The organism is Kibdelosporangium aridum, assembly GCF_900176515.1.
Lineage (GTDB): Bacteria > Actinomycetota > Actinomycetes > Mycobacteriales > Pseudonocardiaceae > Kibdelosporangium > Kibdelosporangium aridum.
This window is the reverse complement of record NZ_FWXV01000006.1, coordinates 464,883-481,946: the sequence shown is the minus strand read 5'-3', so window position 1 is coordinate 481,946 and position 17,064 is coordinate 464,883. Positions and strand designations below refer to the sequence as shown.

Genomic DNA, 17,064 nt, shown 5'->3' with positions numbered 1-17,064 from the left:
CGTCCCACCCGTTTTCGATTCGTCTAACGAGGTGATTGTTGGAGCACTGACACGGTTAAGCCCCCTTGTCTCCAAGGGGGCCAAACTGCCTGTATCGGATCGGCAACCGTCAGGTGTTACGGGCCTGCCTCATGCGGGTGAGGGTTCTCTGCTTGCCCAACAACTCCATCGACTCGTACAGCGGCGGTGACACCGTGCGACCGGTGACTGACACACGTACTGGCGCGAACGCCTTGCGTGGTTTGAGGCCCAGTCCGTCGATGAGCGCGCCCTTCAGGGCTTCCTCAATGGCCGGTGTGGTCCAGTTGGCCAGCGGCTCGAGCGCGGCGATGGCCGCGTCCAGGACTGGTTTCGCGTCTTCTCCCAGCGCTTTGGCCGCGGAGTCGGGTTCGGGTGCGAAGTCCTCTTCGGATTCGAACAGGAACCTGACCATACCCACCGCATCGGACAGCACGACCAGGCGTTCCTGAATCAGCGGAGCCGTGGCGGTGAACAACGCGCGCTGCTCATCAGTTGGTTTCTCGGCAACCAGTCCGGCCGTCGCGAGGTACGGCAGTGTGCGTTCCACGAAATCGTCCTGCGCCAGTGCGCGCAGGTGTGTCGCGTTGATGGCTTCGGCCTTTTTCAGGTCGAACCTGGCCGGGTTGGAGCTCACCTTGCTGATGTCAAAGGCTTGTACCATCTCGGACATACTGAATATGTCCCGGTCGTCGGCAATCGCCCAGCCGAGCAACGCGAGGTAGTTCAGCATCCCTTCGGGCAGGAATCCCCGGTCCCGATAGGTGAACAGGTTCGACTCGGGATCCCGCTTGGACAGCTTCCGGTTGCCGTCGCCACGCACGAGCGGCAGGTGCGCGTAGTCCGGAATGGACTCGGCAACGCCGATCCGCTTGAGCGCGTGGAAAAGCGCGATCTGCCGCGGGGTGGACGGGAGCAGGTCCTCGCCACGCAGGATGTGTGTGATGCGCATCAACGCGTCGTCGACCGGGTTGGTCAACGTGTACAGAGGTGCGCCGTTCGCCCTGACCAGCACGGGGTCCGGCACACTGCCCGCTTTGAACGTCACTTCACCACGGATGTGGTCGTTGAACGTGATGTCCTCGTCGGGCATCCGCAGGCGCAGCACCGGTTCGCGGCCTTGCGCGCGAAACGCGGCCTTCTGCTCGCCGGTGGTGTCCCTGTCGAAGTTGTCGTACCCGAGCTTGGTGTCCTGCCCTGCTGCCTTACGGCGTTCGTCCACTTCTTCGGTAGTAGAGAACGACTCGTACAGCTCGCCCGCTTCGAGCAGGCGGCGCGCGACATCCGCGTAGATCTCACTGCGCTGGCTTTGCCGGTACGGGCCGTGGTCGCCGCCGACCTCGGGGCCTTCGTCCCAGTCGATGCCCAGCCAGTTCAACGCGTCGATGATCGCGGCGTAGCTCTCCTCGGAGTCACGGGACGCGTCGGTGTCCTCGATCCGGAAGACGAGTTCGCCGCCGTGGTGCCGGGCGAATGCCCAGTTGAACAGCGCGGTACGGATCAGCCCGACGTGCGGGGTCCCCGTCGGGGACGGGCAGAAGCGGACTCTCACGCCCGCGAGCGATGTCGTGTTCATAACAGTCATGAGGCTACCCACTTGACGTGGCACCCGATGAGGAGCATCCTCAACTTATTCAACAAACGATGAAAAAGAGGAGGGATCGAGATGGAGCGCACGACCTGCGCGATCGTTGGGGGCGGTCCGGCGGGCATGCTCCTTGGCTTGTTGTTGGCGCGCGCCGGGATCGAGGTCACCGTGCTGGAGAAGCACGCTGACTTCCTGCGGGACTTCCGCGGCGACACGGTGCACGCCTCGACCATCCGGATGATCGACGAACTGGGGCTGGGCAAGGAGTTCCGCAAGCTGCCGCAGTCGAAACTGCAGACAGTCGGCTTTCCCGCGGGCGACGGCACCACGGTTCTCGGTGACATCAGCAGGCTTCGCCCGCCGTACAACTTCATCGCGATGGTGCCGCAGTGGGATTTCCTCGACCTGCTGGCCGACGCGGGCAAGCAGGAGCCGACGTACACCTTGCGGATGAACACCGAGGTCACCGGCCTGCTCAAGGAAGGCGACCGGATCACCGGTGTCCGCTACCGCACGAAAGACGGTGAAGAGGGCGAGCTGCACGCCGATCTGACGGTGGCGTGCGACGGGCGGACGTCGTTGTTGCGCCGAGAGGCCGGGCTGGTGCCGGAGGAATTCCCGGTCCCGCTGGACGCCTGGTGGTTCCGGCTGCCGCGGCGCGAAGAGGAAACAGGTGAAGTCGGCGGCATCCAGATCCACATCGGCGACCGTGAACTGCTGCTGATGATCAACCGGGAAGGCTACTTCCAGATCGCCTACCTCGGCGCGAAAGGCGCCGACCCGAAGCTACGAGCCGAAGGGCTGCAGGCGTTCCGCGACCGGATCGTCCGGATCAACCCGAAGCTGGCCGACCGGGTGGACAGCATCGAGGACATGGACGACGTGAAGATGCTGGACGTCAAGCTGAACCGGCTGCACGAGTGGCACCGCGACGGTCTGCTGTGCATCGGCGACGCCGCGCACGCGATGTCACCGGTCGGCGGGATCGGCATCAACCTGGCAGTCCAGGACGCCGCGGCGGCCGCCCGGCTGATCGCCGAACCGTTGCGGCGCGGCCGAGTCAGCCCGGACGACCTGGCCAAAGTGCGCAAGCGCCGCTGGCTGCCGATGGTCGTCGCCCAGGGACTGCAACGGTTCCTGCACGCCAAGGTGCTCGCCCCGGTACTCCAGGGCGAGAGGACCTCGTATCCCAAGGCGCCGACGGTGTTGACACGGCTTTTCCCGCCGTTGCGCGCGGTTCCGGCGTACGTCATCGCGATCGGGGTCCGTCCGGAGCACGCCCCGGACTTCGCCAGGCGGTGACTATTTGGCCACCACGGGGTTGGTCAGCGTGCCGATGCCCTCGACGGTGACTGAAACGGTCTGACCGTCGGCCATCGGCCCGACGCCTGCCGGAGTTCCGGTGAGAATTACGTCACCAGGCAGCAGGGTCATCACCCGCGTAACCCACTCGATCAGCTTGGGCACGTCGTGCAGCAGGAGTGAAGTCCTGCTGTCCTGTTTGACCTCGCCGTCCAGTTCGGTCTTGATGGCGAGGTCGGACGCGTCCAGCTGAGTCTCGACCCATGGGCCGAGCGGGCAGAACGTGTCGTGGCTCTTGCCACGCGTCCACTGCCCGTCGGCCTTCTGCTGGTCGCGGGCGGTGACGTCGTTGCCGACGGTGTAGCCGAAGATGACGGAGGAGGCCTTCTCGGCCGGGACGTCCTTGCACGGCTGGCCGATGACGACGGCGAGCTCGGCCTCGAAGTCCACTCTGGACGAGTCGGCTGGCAGCTTGATGGCCGCGTTCGGGCCGATCACGCTGGTCGACGGCTTGATGAAGATGACGGGGTCGGCCGGCGGCTCGCCGCCCATCTCACGGGCGTGGTCGGCGTAGTTCTTGCCGATGCAGACGACCTTCGTCGGCAGGACCGGCGCAAGCAGCCGGACGTCGGCGAGCGGCCATTTGCGCCCGCTGAACGTGGGCTTGACGAACGGCTGCTCGGCGATCTCCAGCGCGACTTCCTGGCCGTCGGCGTCGCCCAGCGCGGCGTAGGCGAACCCTTCGGAATGAGCAATACGAGCGATACGCACGAACAGAACCTTAGTCGAGCCAGAGCAGCCGCGCCTCAGCCCCGATCTGATGGGAGTTGAGGGCTCGCGTGGCCGAGTCGGACATCCATACGGTGCCGTCGCGGTGGAGCAGGACGGCCCTGGGCGGGTTGGAGAACTCCAACCCCCATGCCATGAAGGTGTCGCTCTCGTCGCCCATACGGTCGTGACGAACGCCGTACACACAGAACGTACGTGGCGCAGTTTCCCTTGCCCTGTCAGCAAGTCCTTGGAGTACTTCTTCAGCCATGTTCACCTTTCTGACGCTAGCTAGAACTCTAGATCGCAGCAATGACACCTTTGAGTGATGAAACTTGACCCCATCAGCGCAGAAAATGTTGGTATGACAAGAAATGACCCACCGGCTCTACATTGGCTCGTGGGCACTGAGCTGGTGCACTACCGCAAGAAGGCGGGTCTCACGATCCTGCAGGCAGCCGAGAAGTCCGGAATCGGGAGACCCAAACTCGGCCATATGGAAACTGGGAAGTACGGCCAGTGGCCGGACGATGTGGCGAACCTGATGACTGTTTATGGTGCGCCGCAACGGGATGTCGACCGCATGGCCTCCCTCGCCGGGTCCTGCAGCGGCCAGTCATGGCTCGCTCCTTGGAAGCACCTGGTTCCCGACTGGTTCAGGACCTTCGTGGGGCTCGAAGGCTTGGCGGAGTCGGAGTTCGTGTTCGAGCCGATGGTGCTGCCAGGCCTGTTGCAGACCGAGAAGTATGCCCAGGCGATCACTGATGCGACTGGGTTTGTCCGCCGCGACCAGACCGAGAGATTCGTGTCCTTCCGCTTGGCCCGAGCCAAGCGACTGACCGATGAGACACCGCTACATCTGCATGCGGTGATAGGCGAGGCCGCTCTCCGGCTGAATGTTGGGAATCCCGATGTTCGGGAAGCGCAGTACCGACACTTGCTGACCTTGGCCAAGATGCCGAACGTGACTATCCAGGCGATCCGCCCTGAGGATGGCCCGCATGCAGCGACCTCAGGCGGGTTCTACTTGCTGGATTTCGCCCAGGCGCAGTCCATCGCCTACGCCGAAAGGGTGGATGGCGCTGTCTATGTGCAGGACCAAGACGACGTGCAGACCTATAAAATGGTTGTCGAGAATCTCACGTCGGTCGCTCTCTCCCCTGCGAAATCACTGAATCTGATCAGGGGGTTGATCGATTGACCTGAATCCTGGAGGGCGCCATGCGATGGAGGAAGAGCAGCTACAGCGCCAACAACGGAGCCTGCGTCGAGGTTGCTTGGATGAAAAGCTCCTTCAGTGGCAACAACGGCACCTGCGTCGAAGTTGCTTGGGCCAAGAGTAGCTTCAGCGGCAACAACGGCGATTGTGTCGAGGTCGCCACCCTCCCTGACCGTGTCGCCACTCGTGACTCCAAGAACTCTGGCGGCCCGATCCTCTCCTTCGACCGAGCCGCCTGGTCCTCGTTCCTCAGGACACTGACGTACTGACCCGCAGTGCCTTGTGCACCAACGCGTCACACAGCGCCAGCCAACTCGCCTCGACGATGTTCCCGTGCACGCCGACCGTGGTCCATTCACGCTGACCATCCGTCGACTCCACGAGGACACGGGTGACAGCGTCCGTGCCTGGGTGTTCCGTGAGAATCCGGACCTTGTAGTCCGCCAGCTCCACCTGGTCCAGCCACGGCAGATGCGGCACCAGCGCCTTGCGCAGCGCCGCGTCCAACGCGTGCACCGGACCATTCCCTTCCGCTGTCGCGATCACGCGTTCGCCCGCGACGTGCACCTTCACCGTCGCCTCCGACACGACCGTGCCGCCGACGTGGTGGTCCAGGATCACCCGGTACGACTCCAGCACGAACGGGGGCGTGTCCACAGGGGACTGATCCGCCTCCGCGACCTGCGCGCGCAGCAACAACTCCAATGACGCGTCCGCGGCTTCGAACGACCAGCCGCGCGCTTCCATCTCCTTCACCTTGCGGACCGCTCCTGACAGCGCCGCCGGTCGGCCGGCCAGGTCAACCCCGAGCTCACGTCCCTTGAGCTCCAGGCTGGCCCGACCGGCCATCTCGGTGACCAGTACCCGCATGTCGTTGCCGACGACGGCCGGATCGATGTGGTTGTACAGCTCCGGATCGACTTTGATCGCGCTCGCGTGCAGGCCCGCCTTGTGGGCGAACGCTGACGACCCGACGTAGGCCTGGTGGGTGTCGGGTGCGAGATTCGCGATCTCGGCAAGAGCATGGGAGACCCGGGTGAGCTCGGGCACGCATTCGGTGGGTAGCACCGGCATGCCGAGCTTGGTCACGAGATTCCCGACGACGGCGAACAAATCGGCATTGCCTGCTCGTTCGCCGTATCCGTTGGCGGTGCACTGCACGTGCGTCGCGCCCGCCTGCACAGCCGCGATGGAGTTCGCGACCGCGCATGAAGTGTCGTCCTGGCAGTGGATGCCGACCCGGAACCCGGTCCGGTCGATCACTTCCCTGACTGTGTCGGCCAGCTGCAACGGCAACTGGCCACCGTTGGTGTCGCACAACACGACCACGTCCGCGCCACCGTCCACACCGGCCGTGAGCACCCTCAGCGCTGTGTCGGAATCGTAGGCGTAGCCGTCGAAGAAGTGCTCCGCGTCAAGGAAAACCCGGCGGCCCTCGCCGACGAGGAACGCGACCGTGTCACGGACCATCTCGCACGCTTCGTCCACATCGGTCTTCAGCGCCAGCTTGATGTGCCGCAGGTCGGACTTCGCGACCAACGTCACCACCGGTGCCTGTGAGTCCAGCAGTGCCCGGACCTGCGGGTCTTCCGCGGCCGTGGTCCCGGCTTTGCGGGTCGATCCAAACGCGACAAGAGCGGCGTGCTTGAGCTCCAGCTCCCCCTCGGCCGCACGCGCGAAGAACTCCGTGTCCTTGGGCAACGCACCCGGCCAGCCACCTTCGATGAACCCGACGCCCAACTCGTCCAGCAACCTCGCGACTGCCAGCTTGTCCGCAGCCGAGTAGGAAATGCCCTCGCGCTGCGCCCCGTCCCGCAACGTCGTGTCGTACACGTGGAAGTCGTCGCCGAGCGGTGTGCCGGCCGGGGTCGTGCGGGTCACGGTCTCTCCTGGTGGTGGGCTGTCGAGCGGTGCCGGACAAACAAAAAACCTCCCGCAGGATGCGAGAGGTCGGCGCGCCGGGTGTGGAGCTCAGCTACCCAGCGCGCTGGTCGATAATGATCACGGCATACGCGGTCATGGTGAGCATGAAACCACATCGTGAGTCCGAATACCACTCCCCGGTCTGGCGCTCCCAGGTCGTGGGACGCATCAGTAGCGGTCAGTCCACGTCGCGGTCTTGGCGTCGGCGATCTCAGCAGCAGGCGGTAGCTCGACCGGAGGCGTCGCGTCCCAGTCGGAATACTTGGTGACCTTGGTGTTCCTGTTGCCGTCGTCGCCGGTCGACCGCTGTTCGACCTTCACCGGCAACCCGTCGTGGTTGACCCACACCGTCGCCTCGACGGGCTTCTTGCGTGCGGTGTTCGGATTGGACTCGACATTCGCGGCCGCGGTGAGCTCGTACCGCCACACGCCCTGGTCGTCGGTGCCCTGCGAAATGACCAGTGTCCTGGGGTCGAGGTCGGTGAACACGCTGCCGGGATGCAAGTCGTTCAAGGTCATCACCACATCCCGTTCGACATTCGGGAACGTGTTGAGATCCAGCTTCACCCAGCGCTTGCCCTGCGGCAGGGTCAACCGCGTGTCCTGCAGATAGATCTCGCGCGAGAACCGCTCGATCGCCACGGACTCCAACACCGCGTCGGAGTAGAACGACTTGACGCGCTCGATCATCCGTTGAGTCGGTTCCGGCGTCCCCTGCGTATGCCGCCCCTTGGACAAGGGGCTCATCTCACCTTTGCGCGTCCACCACCAGGACCGACGGCCTTCCGACTTGAACTCGACGTCGAACCTGACCGACGTCGCTTCACGCATCCGCTCAGTCACGCCTCAAGCGAACCCGGCGGCGCCTGCTCAGGCGCACCCCGCACGCCACACCCAGCGAGAAGCAGAACGACCAGCCCCAGGATCCGCATCATTCGCCGCAAAATACTCTCGCGGACACCCCGGCGAAGCGAATTCGCCGAAATGCCCGCGAACGCCGCCATGACTCAGGCCGATGACGCACTTGGCCGTTCTCCAGTGCCCACTGGTCCAAGGGCGAGCATGCCCTCACGAACGGCATCGCACAGCAAGCTCAACCTTCCGGAAGTGATTGCGCCACAACCGATCTGCTGTCACCGCTGTTGTTGCTGCGTCCAGGCGCCGACGGCGTTCATCGGCCAGTACAGGCGGTAAGTCTGTGGTATCGAGATCACTCCTCCACACCAGGTTCATCCGGTGGGGACATCGGCCAGAAGGACGATGAGTTCTCCGCTGCTCGGACCAGGTACTGCCCGTCCAGGGTGAAACGGGAGTCCGCGATCCCGTGCGCAGGCCACTCGGTGACCAGGTCGAAGGGCTGTGGTGGTGGCAACGGCGACAACCAGAGCGGTTGGCGATACTCGAACACCGTCGGCCCGAAACGCCCTCGACCTGCGACAGGGTTCAGGACGAATTCTCCATCTCCTGGAGCCATGGCCTGACGGCGGAACCGGACAGCGTCCGCGCTGGACGCGGTGATCCCGGGGCCGGAAACATAGAACCGGAGAAATTCGTCGCGCGGTTCCTCCTGCGACATCGGCGGGCTGATCGTGTGGATGAACTGGTCGGCTTCATTGTCCATCGTCGGGTGCGTACGCGCTGTTGCTGCGACGAGCTCGAAGAGGATGCCTTGGCGATAGCACCGCACCTCGACGAGCACTACGACTGCGACGTCTGATCGGGCCGCCACACGCTGGACCGGAATGATCTCCGCGAAATATCCGATCGGTGGCCCGTTCCAATTCTCCGCCATCACATCTCACCAGCTCTCTGTACCAACCGGCTCTCTATTGCCCGAACCCCCGCCACCGTGCTCACGTCGTCAGTCCACTGTGTACTCGCGGGCGCCGGGGATGATGCCTCAAACCAGCGAAGGCCGCCTCCACGAGATCGTGAAGGCGGCCTTTGAGCTGCGAAAACTACGCAGTCGTGCGCGAGGAGTTCGACGAGACCAGCGCGGCGAGCCGGTCGCCGATCGCGTACGTGCCGCCGGGTGAGGAGTGGTCGCGGGTCGCCAGGTCGAAGGCCACCGAGGCCTCGATCCGCCGCGCCGCTTCCCGCTCACCCAGGTGATCCAACAGCAGCGCGACCGACAGCACCGCGGCCGTCGGGTCCGCCACGCCCTGGCCCGCGATGTCCGGGGCGCTGCCGTGCACCGGCTCGAACATGCTCGGGTTGCGCCGGGTGATGTCGAGGTTGCCGGACGCCGCGAGGCCGATGCCACCGGTCACCGCCGCCGCGAGGTCCGTGAGGATGTCGCCGAACAAGTTGTCGGTGACGATCACGTCGAACCGGCCGGGGTCGGTGACCATGTGAATGGTCGTCGCGTCCACGTGCTGGTACGCCACAGTCACATCCGGGTGCTGCAGCGACACCTCCTCGACCACCCGTGACCACAAAGAACCCGCGTGCGCGAGCACGTTTGTCTTGTGCACGAGGGTCAAGTGCTTGCGTGGGCGGGCCGCGGCACGGGCGAACGCGTCGCGGACAACGCGTTCCACGCCGAACGACGTGTTCACGCTGACCTCGGTCGCGATCTCGTGCGGTGTGTCCTTGCGCAACAGTCCGCCGTTGCCCGCGTAGAGGCCTTCCGTGCCCTCACGGACGACGATCATGTCGATGTCACCCGGGTCGGCGATCGGGCTGCGCACGCCCGGGTACAGCCGCGCCGGGCGCAGGTTCACATGGTGGTCGAGTTCGAAGCGCAGCCGCAGCAGCAGGCCCCGCTCCAGAATTCCGCTCGGCACCGACGGATCACCGACCGCGCCGAGCAGGATCGCGTCATGTTCCCGGAGTTCGCCGAGAACCGACTCTGGCAGCAACTCCCCCGTCGCGTGCCATCGAGCGGCCCCAAGGTCGTACCGGGTGATCTCAGCACTCGGAATGACCTCGCCGAGCACCTTGAGGGCCTCGGCGATCACTTCCGGCCCGATCCCGTCACCGGGGATCACCGCGAGCCGCATGCAGACACCTCCGTGGATACAGGCCCAGCCTTCGGGCCACACAGTTCAGGGAAGGCTACCCGCACCCACCCGGTCATCCGTACCTCGACCACGCTTTGGGGGTCCCCCTTTCGGATCACGAAATCTCATTGTGCGGGAATCCGCACCACCGCGGCACGATCACCGGTCGCATTGTGGTGGCTCAGAACCAGCAGGCCTTCCGACTTGTCGAGACTGAGCACGGCCTTGTCCCGCCTGATGGACAGCGCTGTTCCCGGCTTGGCGAGAAACACGAGCGCGTCCTCGCCTTGACCGGTCGCCCGCAGACCTGGCTTGAGCGGGTCGAACGACATCCCTTCCACGCTGTCGATCAGGTTGGTGCCGGCACCGGGCGGGCTGTAGTACCCGGCCACTCCCACGGAGTACGAGATCCGCGCGGAGCCCGCGGCCGGGTCGATGCCGATCGCCTTGAGCGGCACCGGCAACACGGCCACGTTCGTGTCGAACACACCGGTGTCCACGTCGCCCAGCGACCCGTTCAAAGCCACGCGCGCCACCGACGGGGTGCCGGGCTTTGCCAAGTCCACTGTGTTCACCACCCAGACATCCGTGCCGGTGAGCTTCGTCACTGCCGCTTCGAAGTCCCACTTGCCGTCACCGTTCGTGTCGATGTCGACGTACGGAACCGTGTTGCTGCCAACGTTGTACCAGTTCCCCCAAGTCGCGATGCCGAAGGCGAGGATCGCATTCTCCGGTTTGCCTTGTTCGACCGCATAGGGTGCGGTGGACGCAACGCCGACGTACCTCAGATCGCCGCCCTTGGCGGTGTCGTTGACCGTGCAACCCTTTGTCAGATTGCGACGGCACGACGGCAACTGCGGCGACGTCGCCTGCAACTCCAGCACACTGATCAGCGAACGGTACGACTCGCGACCCTCGCCTTGAGCCAGTCCCTTGCCGCGCAGCGCCAGCAGGGCCTGTTCCCTGCTGTCGAAGCTGACCTGCGGCTCGGTGCTGAGCTTGGCGACCGGCTTTGGCGCCGCGTACACCGGAACCCGCAGTGCCGGACCGGACTTCGGGGTCAGCACGAGCCTGCCAGAGGCGTCGGCGACGAACTGCCGGGCGTAGTCCTCCTGTACCGGTGCGACGGTCGGGTCGATCGTCTTGCGCATCGCGAGCGGGTCGTCGACGCGTAGCGTGACCGTCACGGCCGCGGTACCGCGCGGCGGCACGCGGACCGGGCCACGCGAGACTTCGTAGCGGACACCGGGGGTCTTGGTGATTTCCTGATAGGCCACGTCGAACTCGGCGGGCTTGCTGCCCTTGTTGACCAGCTTGACCGTCCGAGCGACAGACATCCGGTTCATGGCCTCGACAGTGCCGAACGAGACGCTCACCGCGCCCGGCGCCTCGAGCACCATCGCGAGCACCTGATTGTCCAAAGCGGACTGCGCGTTCGCCCGGCCGGAACCGACCCGTTGCGGGGCAAGGAGAATCCCGTTCGGTTCGGTGCGTACGTCATCGCCCGCCGTGTTCATCACCGCGGCTTTGACCTCCTCGACCGACCAGTCCGGGTGCGCCTGCCGTACGAGCGCGGCGATCCCGGCGACGAGTGGCGTGGCCATCGAGGTCCCGCTGATCACCAAGGTCTGGTTGCCGCTTCCGGACAGCGCCGACGCGATCGTGTCACCGGGCGCAGCCACGTCGGGCTTCACGGCCGGGCCGCGTACTCCGCGTGAAGTGAAAACGCTTGGCGTGTCGTTGATCTCGGGTGAGTGGCTCTTGTACGTCCCACGCTTCGAGCCGAGCATCCGCACGGTCAGCGTGCCCGCCTGCAATGCGGGCAGCAGCGGCTTGGTCGCGGTCGCGGTGAACTGGAAGATCGGCAGGCTGTCGAGCCCCGCGATACCCCCGTCGAAATGATCCGTGGCTGAGGGCAACAGCACCCCGGCCGCCCCCGCGACCTTCGCGTGCGCGGTGCGGCCCGCGGAGCCACAACGGCGCTCGGAGTCGTCCGCCTCCCACTCCAGCCAGACGAACTTGCCCGCGACTCGCGCCTTGTCCACCTCGGCGAACGGATCACAACCGTCCTTGTTGGACTCAGTGGTCATGGCGACCACGGGCTTGGTCAGATCCAGCTGGTCGTAATCCTTGTACGCCAAGCCATACTGGCCTCCCGCAGCTGCCGCGACGTCAGCGGGCGCGGTCACCTCGACCGCGTCTCGCAGCACGTACGGGTCGCGTGTGCTCGCGACGGTCAGCGCTTCAGGCGTGTTACCGGGCGCACCGCCGATGTCGTACACATCGCCGCCATTGCCACCCGCGATGACCGACAGCACGCCATTGCGCGCCAGCTTGCGGACGAACAGGCTGTCCGGGTCGTCCGGCGCACCGAAGTCGCTGCCCAGCGACATGTTGACGATGTCGAGACGGTCGCTGAAGTCGCCGTCGGCGTTCGGGTCGAGCGCCCAGTCCATGGCCTTCGACGTCAGCTCGGTCGCGCCGAGACAGCCGAAGATCTTGATGGCGTAGATCAAGGCCTTGGGCGCGGAGCCGGGGCCGATCCGCATGTCGTCGGTCTTGAGCTTGGTGTAGTCGCCACGGAATGTGGTGCCGTCGGCGTTCACGCCGAAGCCCGCGGCGGTCCCGGCGACGTGCGTGCCGTGATCGCCACACGAGATCGGGTTCGGGTCAGGCGCTGGCGCCTTGGAGCCGAGTGAGCCGGAGGAGTCGTACTGGTCGCCCGCGAGGTCCGTGCCACCGACGACCTTTTCCGTCGGGAAGTAGCCGGCTTCGACCTTGGTCCGGTCGATCGCGGCGTAGGCGTCCGGCGTGCCGGGGCCGCCGAACGTGGCGTGGGTGTAGTCGACGCCGTCGTCGATGATCCCGATCCGGACCTTGTCGCCGAATTTGCCGGTGTTCTGCCAAGCGGTGAGGGTCTTGGTGACCTGGAGGGCGCTGGCGTTCGTGCGTGTCTTCGGCACAACCGGCCGGATCGACTGCACCTCAGGCTTGGCAGCCAGCTCACGGATCGCTTCCGCATCGGCGTGGATGACCATGCCCGCGACTGCGTTGGTCGTCGTGTAGACGAGGTGAGCGTTCGAGTCTCGCGTTTTCAGGGCTCCGGACAGCGTGTCAGCCGTCCGACTGATGTCGTCGGCGGCTTCACGGGCCTTCCGCTTGGCCTGCTCGCGATTGCCACCGGCCCTAGTGGACTGTTCGTTGTAGACGTCCACGGCAGGACGCTTGGCGAACTCGACGAACGCGCTCACCGGCCCCGAGCTGACAACACGCGCGGAAACCTTGTCGGCGCCGGGCAGCTGTCTGACCGGAAGGCTCGCCGCCAGCGGGAAATCGCTTGGTTTGCTGATCGCGGTGCCCGCGGTCGTCACACTCGCGACGAGCACGAGCGTGACCGTAGCGATCACCGGACGCCTTCTCCACCCGGTCGGACGGGCCACGCATGCCTCACTCTCCGCGCATCGTTGATGCCGGAAAGCAACCTATCCGCGAATGGCGTAGCGGCCTAGTACATTCGGGCGAACTTCAGCTGGTCGGGTTGAAGCCATGCCCCCGGTTGTCCACAGACAGCGGTTATCCACAGGCACGGCCCCGCCGCTCTTCCGCCGCGAACTCCCCCTGCAATAGCCTGAAATCAGGGGTCCCCCTGGCGGGCGGCTAGGGGAATGGGCACGACTGGGAGCGATACCAGGGCAGCAGCGGTGACGCTGGCCAGGGCGAAGCCCTCCCAGCAACGATGGTGGGCAGAGCCAACGCTCTACCCAGCAATGACGCAGGGCAAAGCCGAAGCCCTGCCCAACAATGCCACGCAGAGCAAGCCCGAAGCCCCGCCCATCAATGGGCGCAGGGCAGAGCCAAAGCCCACCTAGCAACAACACACAGGGCAAAGCCGAAACCCCACCCAGCAACAACACACAGGGCAAGGCCCAAGCCCCACCAGCAACGGTGCAGGGCAAAGACCAAGCCCCACCCAGCAACAACACACAGGGCAAGGCCGAAACCCCACCAGCAACGGTGCAGGGCAAAGACCAAGCCCCACCCAGCAACAACGCAGGGCAGAGCCGAGGCTCTGCCCTGCTACTCGCGGTCGTTGATCAGGCGTCGAACTGCACGGCGCGGATGTTGGTCGCCGAGATGCTCAGGCCGATCGAGTCCAGCACGGAGGCGTCCACCTGGCGGTCGACGCGCAGCAGCATGATCGCGTCGTTGCCGGTCTTGGTCTGGCTGATCTGCGCGGCCTCGATGTTGATGCCCGCCTCGCCGAGCAGCGTGCCCACCGTGCCCATCACGCCGGGGCGGTCCGGGTACGCGGCGAGCAGCACGGTGCCCTCGGCGCGCAGGTCGAAGCTGCGGCCGTTGAACCCGACGAGCTTCTCGACCTGGGCGAGGCCCGACACCGTTCCCGACACGGTGATGCTCGCGCCGTCCGCGTAGACCGCGCGGAGGGTGACGAGGCTGCGGTGCGCCGCGCTCTCCGACTCCTTGACCAGGTCGACCTCGACACCCAGCTCCTCCGCGAGGCGCGGGGCGTTCACGAAGGTCACCTGCGATTCGACGATGCCGTGGAAAGCACCGCGCAGTGCGGCGAGCGGCAGAATCGAGACGTCCTCATTGGACAGCTCACCACGCACCTCGACGGTGATCGACGTCGGCGTTCCGCTGCCCGTCGCCGCCAGGACGAGGCCCAGCTTCTGGGTCAGCGGCAGGTACGGCCGCACCTCCTCGCCGACCGCGCCACCGGCGACGTTCACACCATCGGGTACGAAGTCGCCGCGCAGGGCGAGCAGCACGCTGCGAGCGACATCCGTGCCCGCGCGGTCCTGGGCCTCCGCCGTCGACGCGCCCAGGTGCGGGGTGACCACGACGTTGGGCAGGCCGAACAGCGGGCTGGCGGTCGTCGGCTCGGTGGCGAACACGTCGATGCCCGCGCCGCCGACCTGGCCCGACTGGATCGCGTCGGCCAGCGCCTGCTCGTCGATCAGGCCACCGCGGGCGGCGTTCACGATCAGCACGCCCTTCTTGGTCTTGGCCAGCTGGTCCGCGCCGATCAGGCCCTTGGTCTCCGGGGTCTTGGGCAGGTGCACCGAGATGAAGTCGGCCCTGGCCAGCAGCTCGTCCAGCTCGACGAGCTCGATGCCCAGCTGCGCGGCGCGCGCGGGCGAGACGTACGGGTCGTAGGCGATCAACGAAGTGCCGAAGGCGGCGAGCCGCGCGGCGAACAGCTGACCGATCTTGCCGAGGCCGACGACACCGACGGTCTTGCCGTTGATCTCGACGCCCGAGTACGCGCTGCGCTTCCACGCGCCGCCCTGCAGGCTCTGGTCGGCCGCGGGGATCCGGCGGGCGACGGCGAGCAGCAGGCCCACGGCGTGCTCGGCGGCCGAGACGATGTTCGACGTCGGCGCGTTCACCACCAGCACGCCGCGCTCAGTGGCAGCGGGGACCTCGACGTTGTCCAGGCCGACACCGGCACGAGCGACGACCTTCAGCCGCGAGGTCGCGCCAAGCACCTCGGCGTCCACTTTGGTCGCTGACCGGACGAGCAACGCGTCGGCGTTGGCGACTTCGGTGAGCAGTGCGGGACGGTCAGTGCCGTCGACGTGACGGACCTCGACCTCCTCGCCGAATACGTCCAGCACGGACGGCGCCAGCTTTTCGGCGATCAGAACAACAGGTCGGCTGGTTGCAGTCACGGCAACGCACTCCAATTGATCATTTCATGATGTGGGAGACAGACCGGGTACAACGCCGGGCCCGGACGCACAGGAGTCTAAAGCCTCACAGACACGTTACGAATGAGTTATGCCGCACTACCAGGGCTCGTCGAATTCACCTGCGCGAACGCCCTGGACGAACGCATCCCACTCACTGGGAGTGAACACCAGAATCGTCCCGTCCGGGTGCTTCGAGTTGCGCATCGCCGTGTAGGTGACGCCGTCGGTGTGCTCGACGAACGCGATCTCCACATACTCACCGTCCGGGTCGGCGCCCGGTTCGGCGGCGCGCTGCCATTCGGCGTTCGTCAGGTCGAGATTCCCGCGAACATGGGCTTTGTCGTCGTAGATCGGCGCGCTGTCACCACTCATAAGCGCTAGGTATAGCACCCGGCCGGCCTTGATTGTCCGGCCGACCGCCCAGAACTGAAATGCGAATGCCCCTCAGGAGCTATCTCCCAAGGGGCATTCGCGGGGAAGAAAGATCAGGCAGTCTCGGTGATCGGGCGGTCCACCCAGGACATCAGGCCACGCAGTTTGCGGCCGACCTCCTCGATCGGGTGCTGTTCGCCCTCCTCACGCAGCTTCTGGAAGTTCGGCCGGCCCGCGGCGTCCTCGGCCACCCATTCCTTGGCGAACGAACCGTCCTGGATCTCGCCGAGGATCTTCTTCATCTCCTCCTTGACCGCCGGGTTGATCACGCGGGGGCCACGGGTGACGTCGCCGTACTCGGCGGTGTCGGAGATCGAGTAGCGCATCCGGGCGATGCCGCCCTCGTACATCAGGTCGACGATCAGCTTGAGCTCGTGCAGCACCTCGAAGTACGCGATCTCCGGGGCGTAGCCGGCCTCGGTGAGCACCTCGAAGCCGTTCTGCACCAGCGCCGCGGTGCCACCGCAGAGCACCGCCTGCTCGCCGAAGAGGTCCGTCTCGGTCTCTTCCTTGAACGTCGTCTTGATCACGCCCGCCCGGCTGCCGCCGATGCCCTTGGCGTACGCCAGCGCGATGGCCTGCGCGTTGCCAGTGGCGTCCTGCTCGATCGCGATCAGGCAGGGCACGCCCTTGCCGTCGACGAACTGGCGGCGGACCAGGTGACCCGGGCCCTTCGGCGCGACCATGAACACGTCGATGTCGGCCGACGGCTGGATCAGGCCGTAGCGGATGTTGAAGCCGTGGCCGAAGGCGATCGCGTTGCCCGGCTGCAGGTTCGGCGCGATCTCCTCGTCGAAGATCTTCTTCTGCTTGGTGTCCGGCGCCAGCAGCATCACGATGTCCGCCTCGGCCGACGCCTCGGCCGGGGTCAGCACACGCAGGCCCTGCTCCTCGGCCTTCGCGCGGGACTTCGAGCCCTCCTGCAGCCCGATCCGCACGTCGACACCGGAGTCACGCAGGCTCAGCGCGTGCGCGTGGCCCTGGCTGCCGTAGCCGATGACCGCGACCTTCTTGCCGCTCAGTACGCCAAGGTCGGCGTCATCGTCGTAAAAGATCTCGACACTCATCTAGTTGTTTCCTTAGTCAACCTGTGGGAAA

Annotated in this window: 14 protein-coding genes; 3 read left to right on the top strand and 11 right to left on the bottom strand. The window is 65.7% G+C overall.

What is annotated here, in order from left to right:
* Positions 1-109 precede the first annotated feature (109 nt).
* Positions 110-1,594 (bottom strand): glutamate--tRNA ligase, encoded by a 1,485-nt coding sequence (gltX, locus tag B9C43_RS32680; protein ID WP_084430660.1) that lies wholly within the window; start codon positions 1,592-1,594, stop codon positions 110-112.
* A gap of 90 nt (positions 1,595-1,684) precedes the next feature.
* Here gltX and B9C43_RS32675 point away from each other — a divergent pair, with 90 nt between their 5' ends.
* Complete coding sequence (locus B9C43_RS32675; RefSeq protein WP_084430659.1) at positions 1,685-2,908, top strand: FAD-dependent oxidoreductase; 1,224 nt, start codon at positions 1,685-1,687, stop codon at positions 2,906-2,908.
* On the opposite strand, the gene B9C43_RS32670 is transcribed toward B9C43_RS32675, so the two are convergent.
* A complete protein-coding gene (locus tag B9C43_RS32670) occupies positions 2,909-3,679 on the bottom strand; it encodes a fumarylacetoacetate hydrolase family protein (protein ID WP_033380352.1) in 771 nt (256 codons plus the stop codon).
* 10 nt (positions 3,680-3,689) lie between these two features.
* The gene (locus B9C43_RS55880; RefSeq protein WP_143446754.1) at positions 3,690-3,947 is read right to left on the bottom strand and encodes a hypothetical protein; all 258 of its coding nucleotides are present in this window, start codon (positions 3,945-3,947) and stop codon (positions 3,690-3,692) included.
* 129 nt (positions 3,948-4,076) lie between these two features.
* On the opposite strand from B9C43_RS55880, the gene B9C43_RS32665 reads away from it, so the two are divergent.
* Entirely contained in the window at positions 4,077-4,877 is an 801-nt protein-coding gene (locus B9C43_RS32665; protein WP_235038985.1) for a helix-turn-helix domain-containing protein, read from the top strand.
* A 20-nt stretch (positions 4,878-4,897) separates the two neighbouring features.
* Positions 4,898-5,164, top strand: coding sequence for a DUF397 domain-containing protein (locus tag B9C43_RS32660; RefSeq protein WP_084430658.1), 267 nt, complete (start codon positions 4,898-4,900; stop codon positions 5,162-5,164).
* Here the strand turns inward: B9C43_RS32660 and cimA are convergent.
* From cimA to ilvC, 8 genes are all read right to left on the bottom strand, one after another.
* Positions 5,145-6,776 (bottom strand): citramalate synthase, encoded by a 1,632-nt coding sequence (gene cimA / locus B9C43_RS32655; protein ID WP_033380355.1) that lies wholly within the window; start codon positions 6,774-6,776, stop codon positions 5,145-5,147. The two genes, B9C43_RS32660 and cimA, sit on opposite strands and share 20 nt — an antisense overlap.
* Positions 6,777-6,986: 210 nt before the next feature.
* Complete coding sequence (locus B9C43_RS32650) at positions 6,987-7,661, bottom strand: hypothetical protein (RefSeq protein ID WP_084430657.1); 675 nt, start codon at positions 7,659-7,661, stop codon at positions 6,987-6,989.
* 367 nt (positions 7,662-8,028) lie between these two features.
* Positions 8,029-8,610 carry a hypothetical protein gene (locus tag B9C43_RS32645; RefSeq protein ID WP_084430656.1) on the bottom strand — a complete coding sequence of 194 codons (582 nt, stop codon included), beginning with the start codon at positions 8,608-8,610 and terminating at the stop codon, positions 8,029-8,031.
* A gap of 166 nt (positions 8,611-8,776) precedes the next feature.
* Positions 8,777-9,820 (bottom strand): 3-isopropylmalate dehydrogenase, encoded by a 1,044-nt coding sequence (locus tag B9C43_RS32640; RefSeq protein ID WP_037257160.1) that lies wholly within the window; start codon positions 9,818-9,820, stop codon positions 8,777-8,779.
* 125 nt (positions 9,821-9,945) lie between these two features.
* Entirely contained in the window at positions 9,946-13,227 is a 3,282-nt protein-coding gene (locus tag B9C43_RS32635) for a S8 family serine peptidase (protein WP_084430655.1), read from the bottom strand.
* A gap of 687 nt (positions 13,228-13,914) precedes the next feature.
* The gene (gene serA / locus B9C43_RS32630; protein ID WP_033380359.1) at positions 13,915-15,513 is read right to left on the bottom strand and encodes a phosphoglycerate dehydrogenase; all 1,599 of its coding nucleotides are present in this window, start codon (positions 15,511-15,513) and stop codon (positions 13,915-13,917) included.
* A gap of 117 nt (positions 15,514-15,630) precedes the next feature.
* Positions 15,631-15,906 carry a DUF397 domain-containing protein gene (locus B9C43_RS32625; RefSeq protein ID WP_033380360.1) on the bottom strand — a complete coding sequence of 92 codons (276 nt, stop codon included), beginning with the start codon at positions 15,904-15,906 and terminating at the stop codon, positions 15,631-15,633.
* 113 nt (positions 15,907-16,019) lie between these two features.
* Positions 16,020-17,033: a ketol-acid reductoisomerase gene (gene ilvC, locus B9C43_RS32620; protein WP_033380361.1), complete on the bottom strand. Its 1,014-nt coding sequence runs from the start codon at positions 17,031-17,033 to the stop codon at positions 16,020-16,022.
* Positions 17,034-17,064 lie beyond the last annotated feature (31 nt).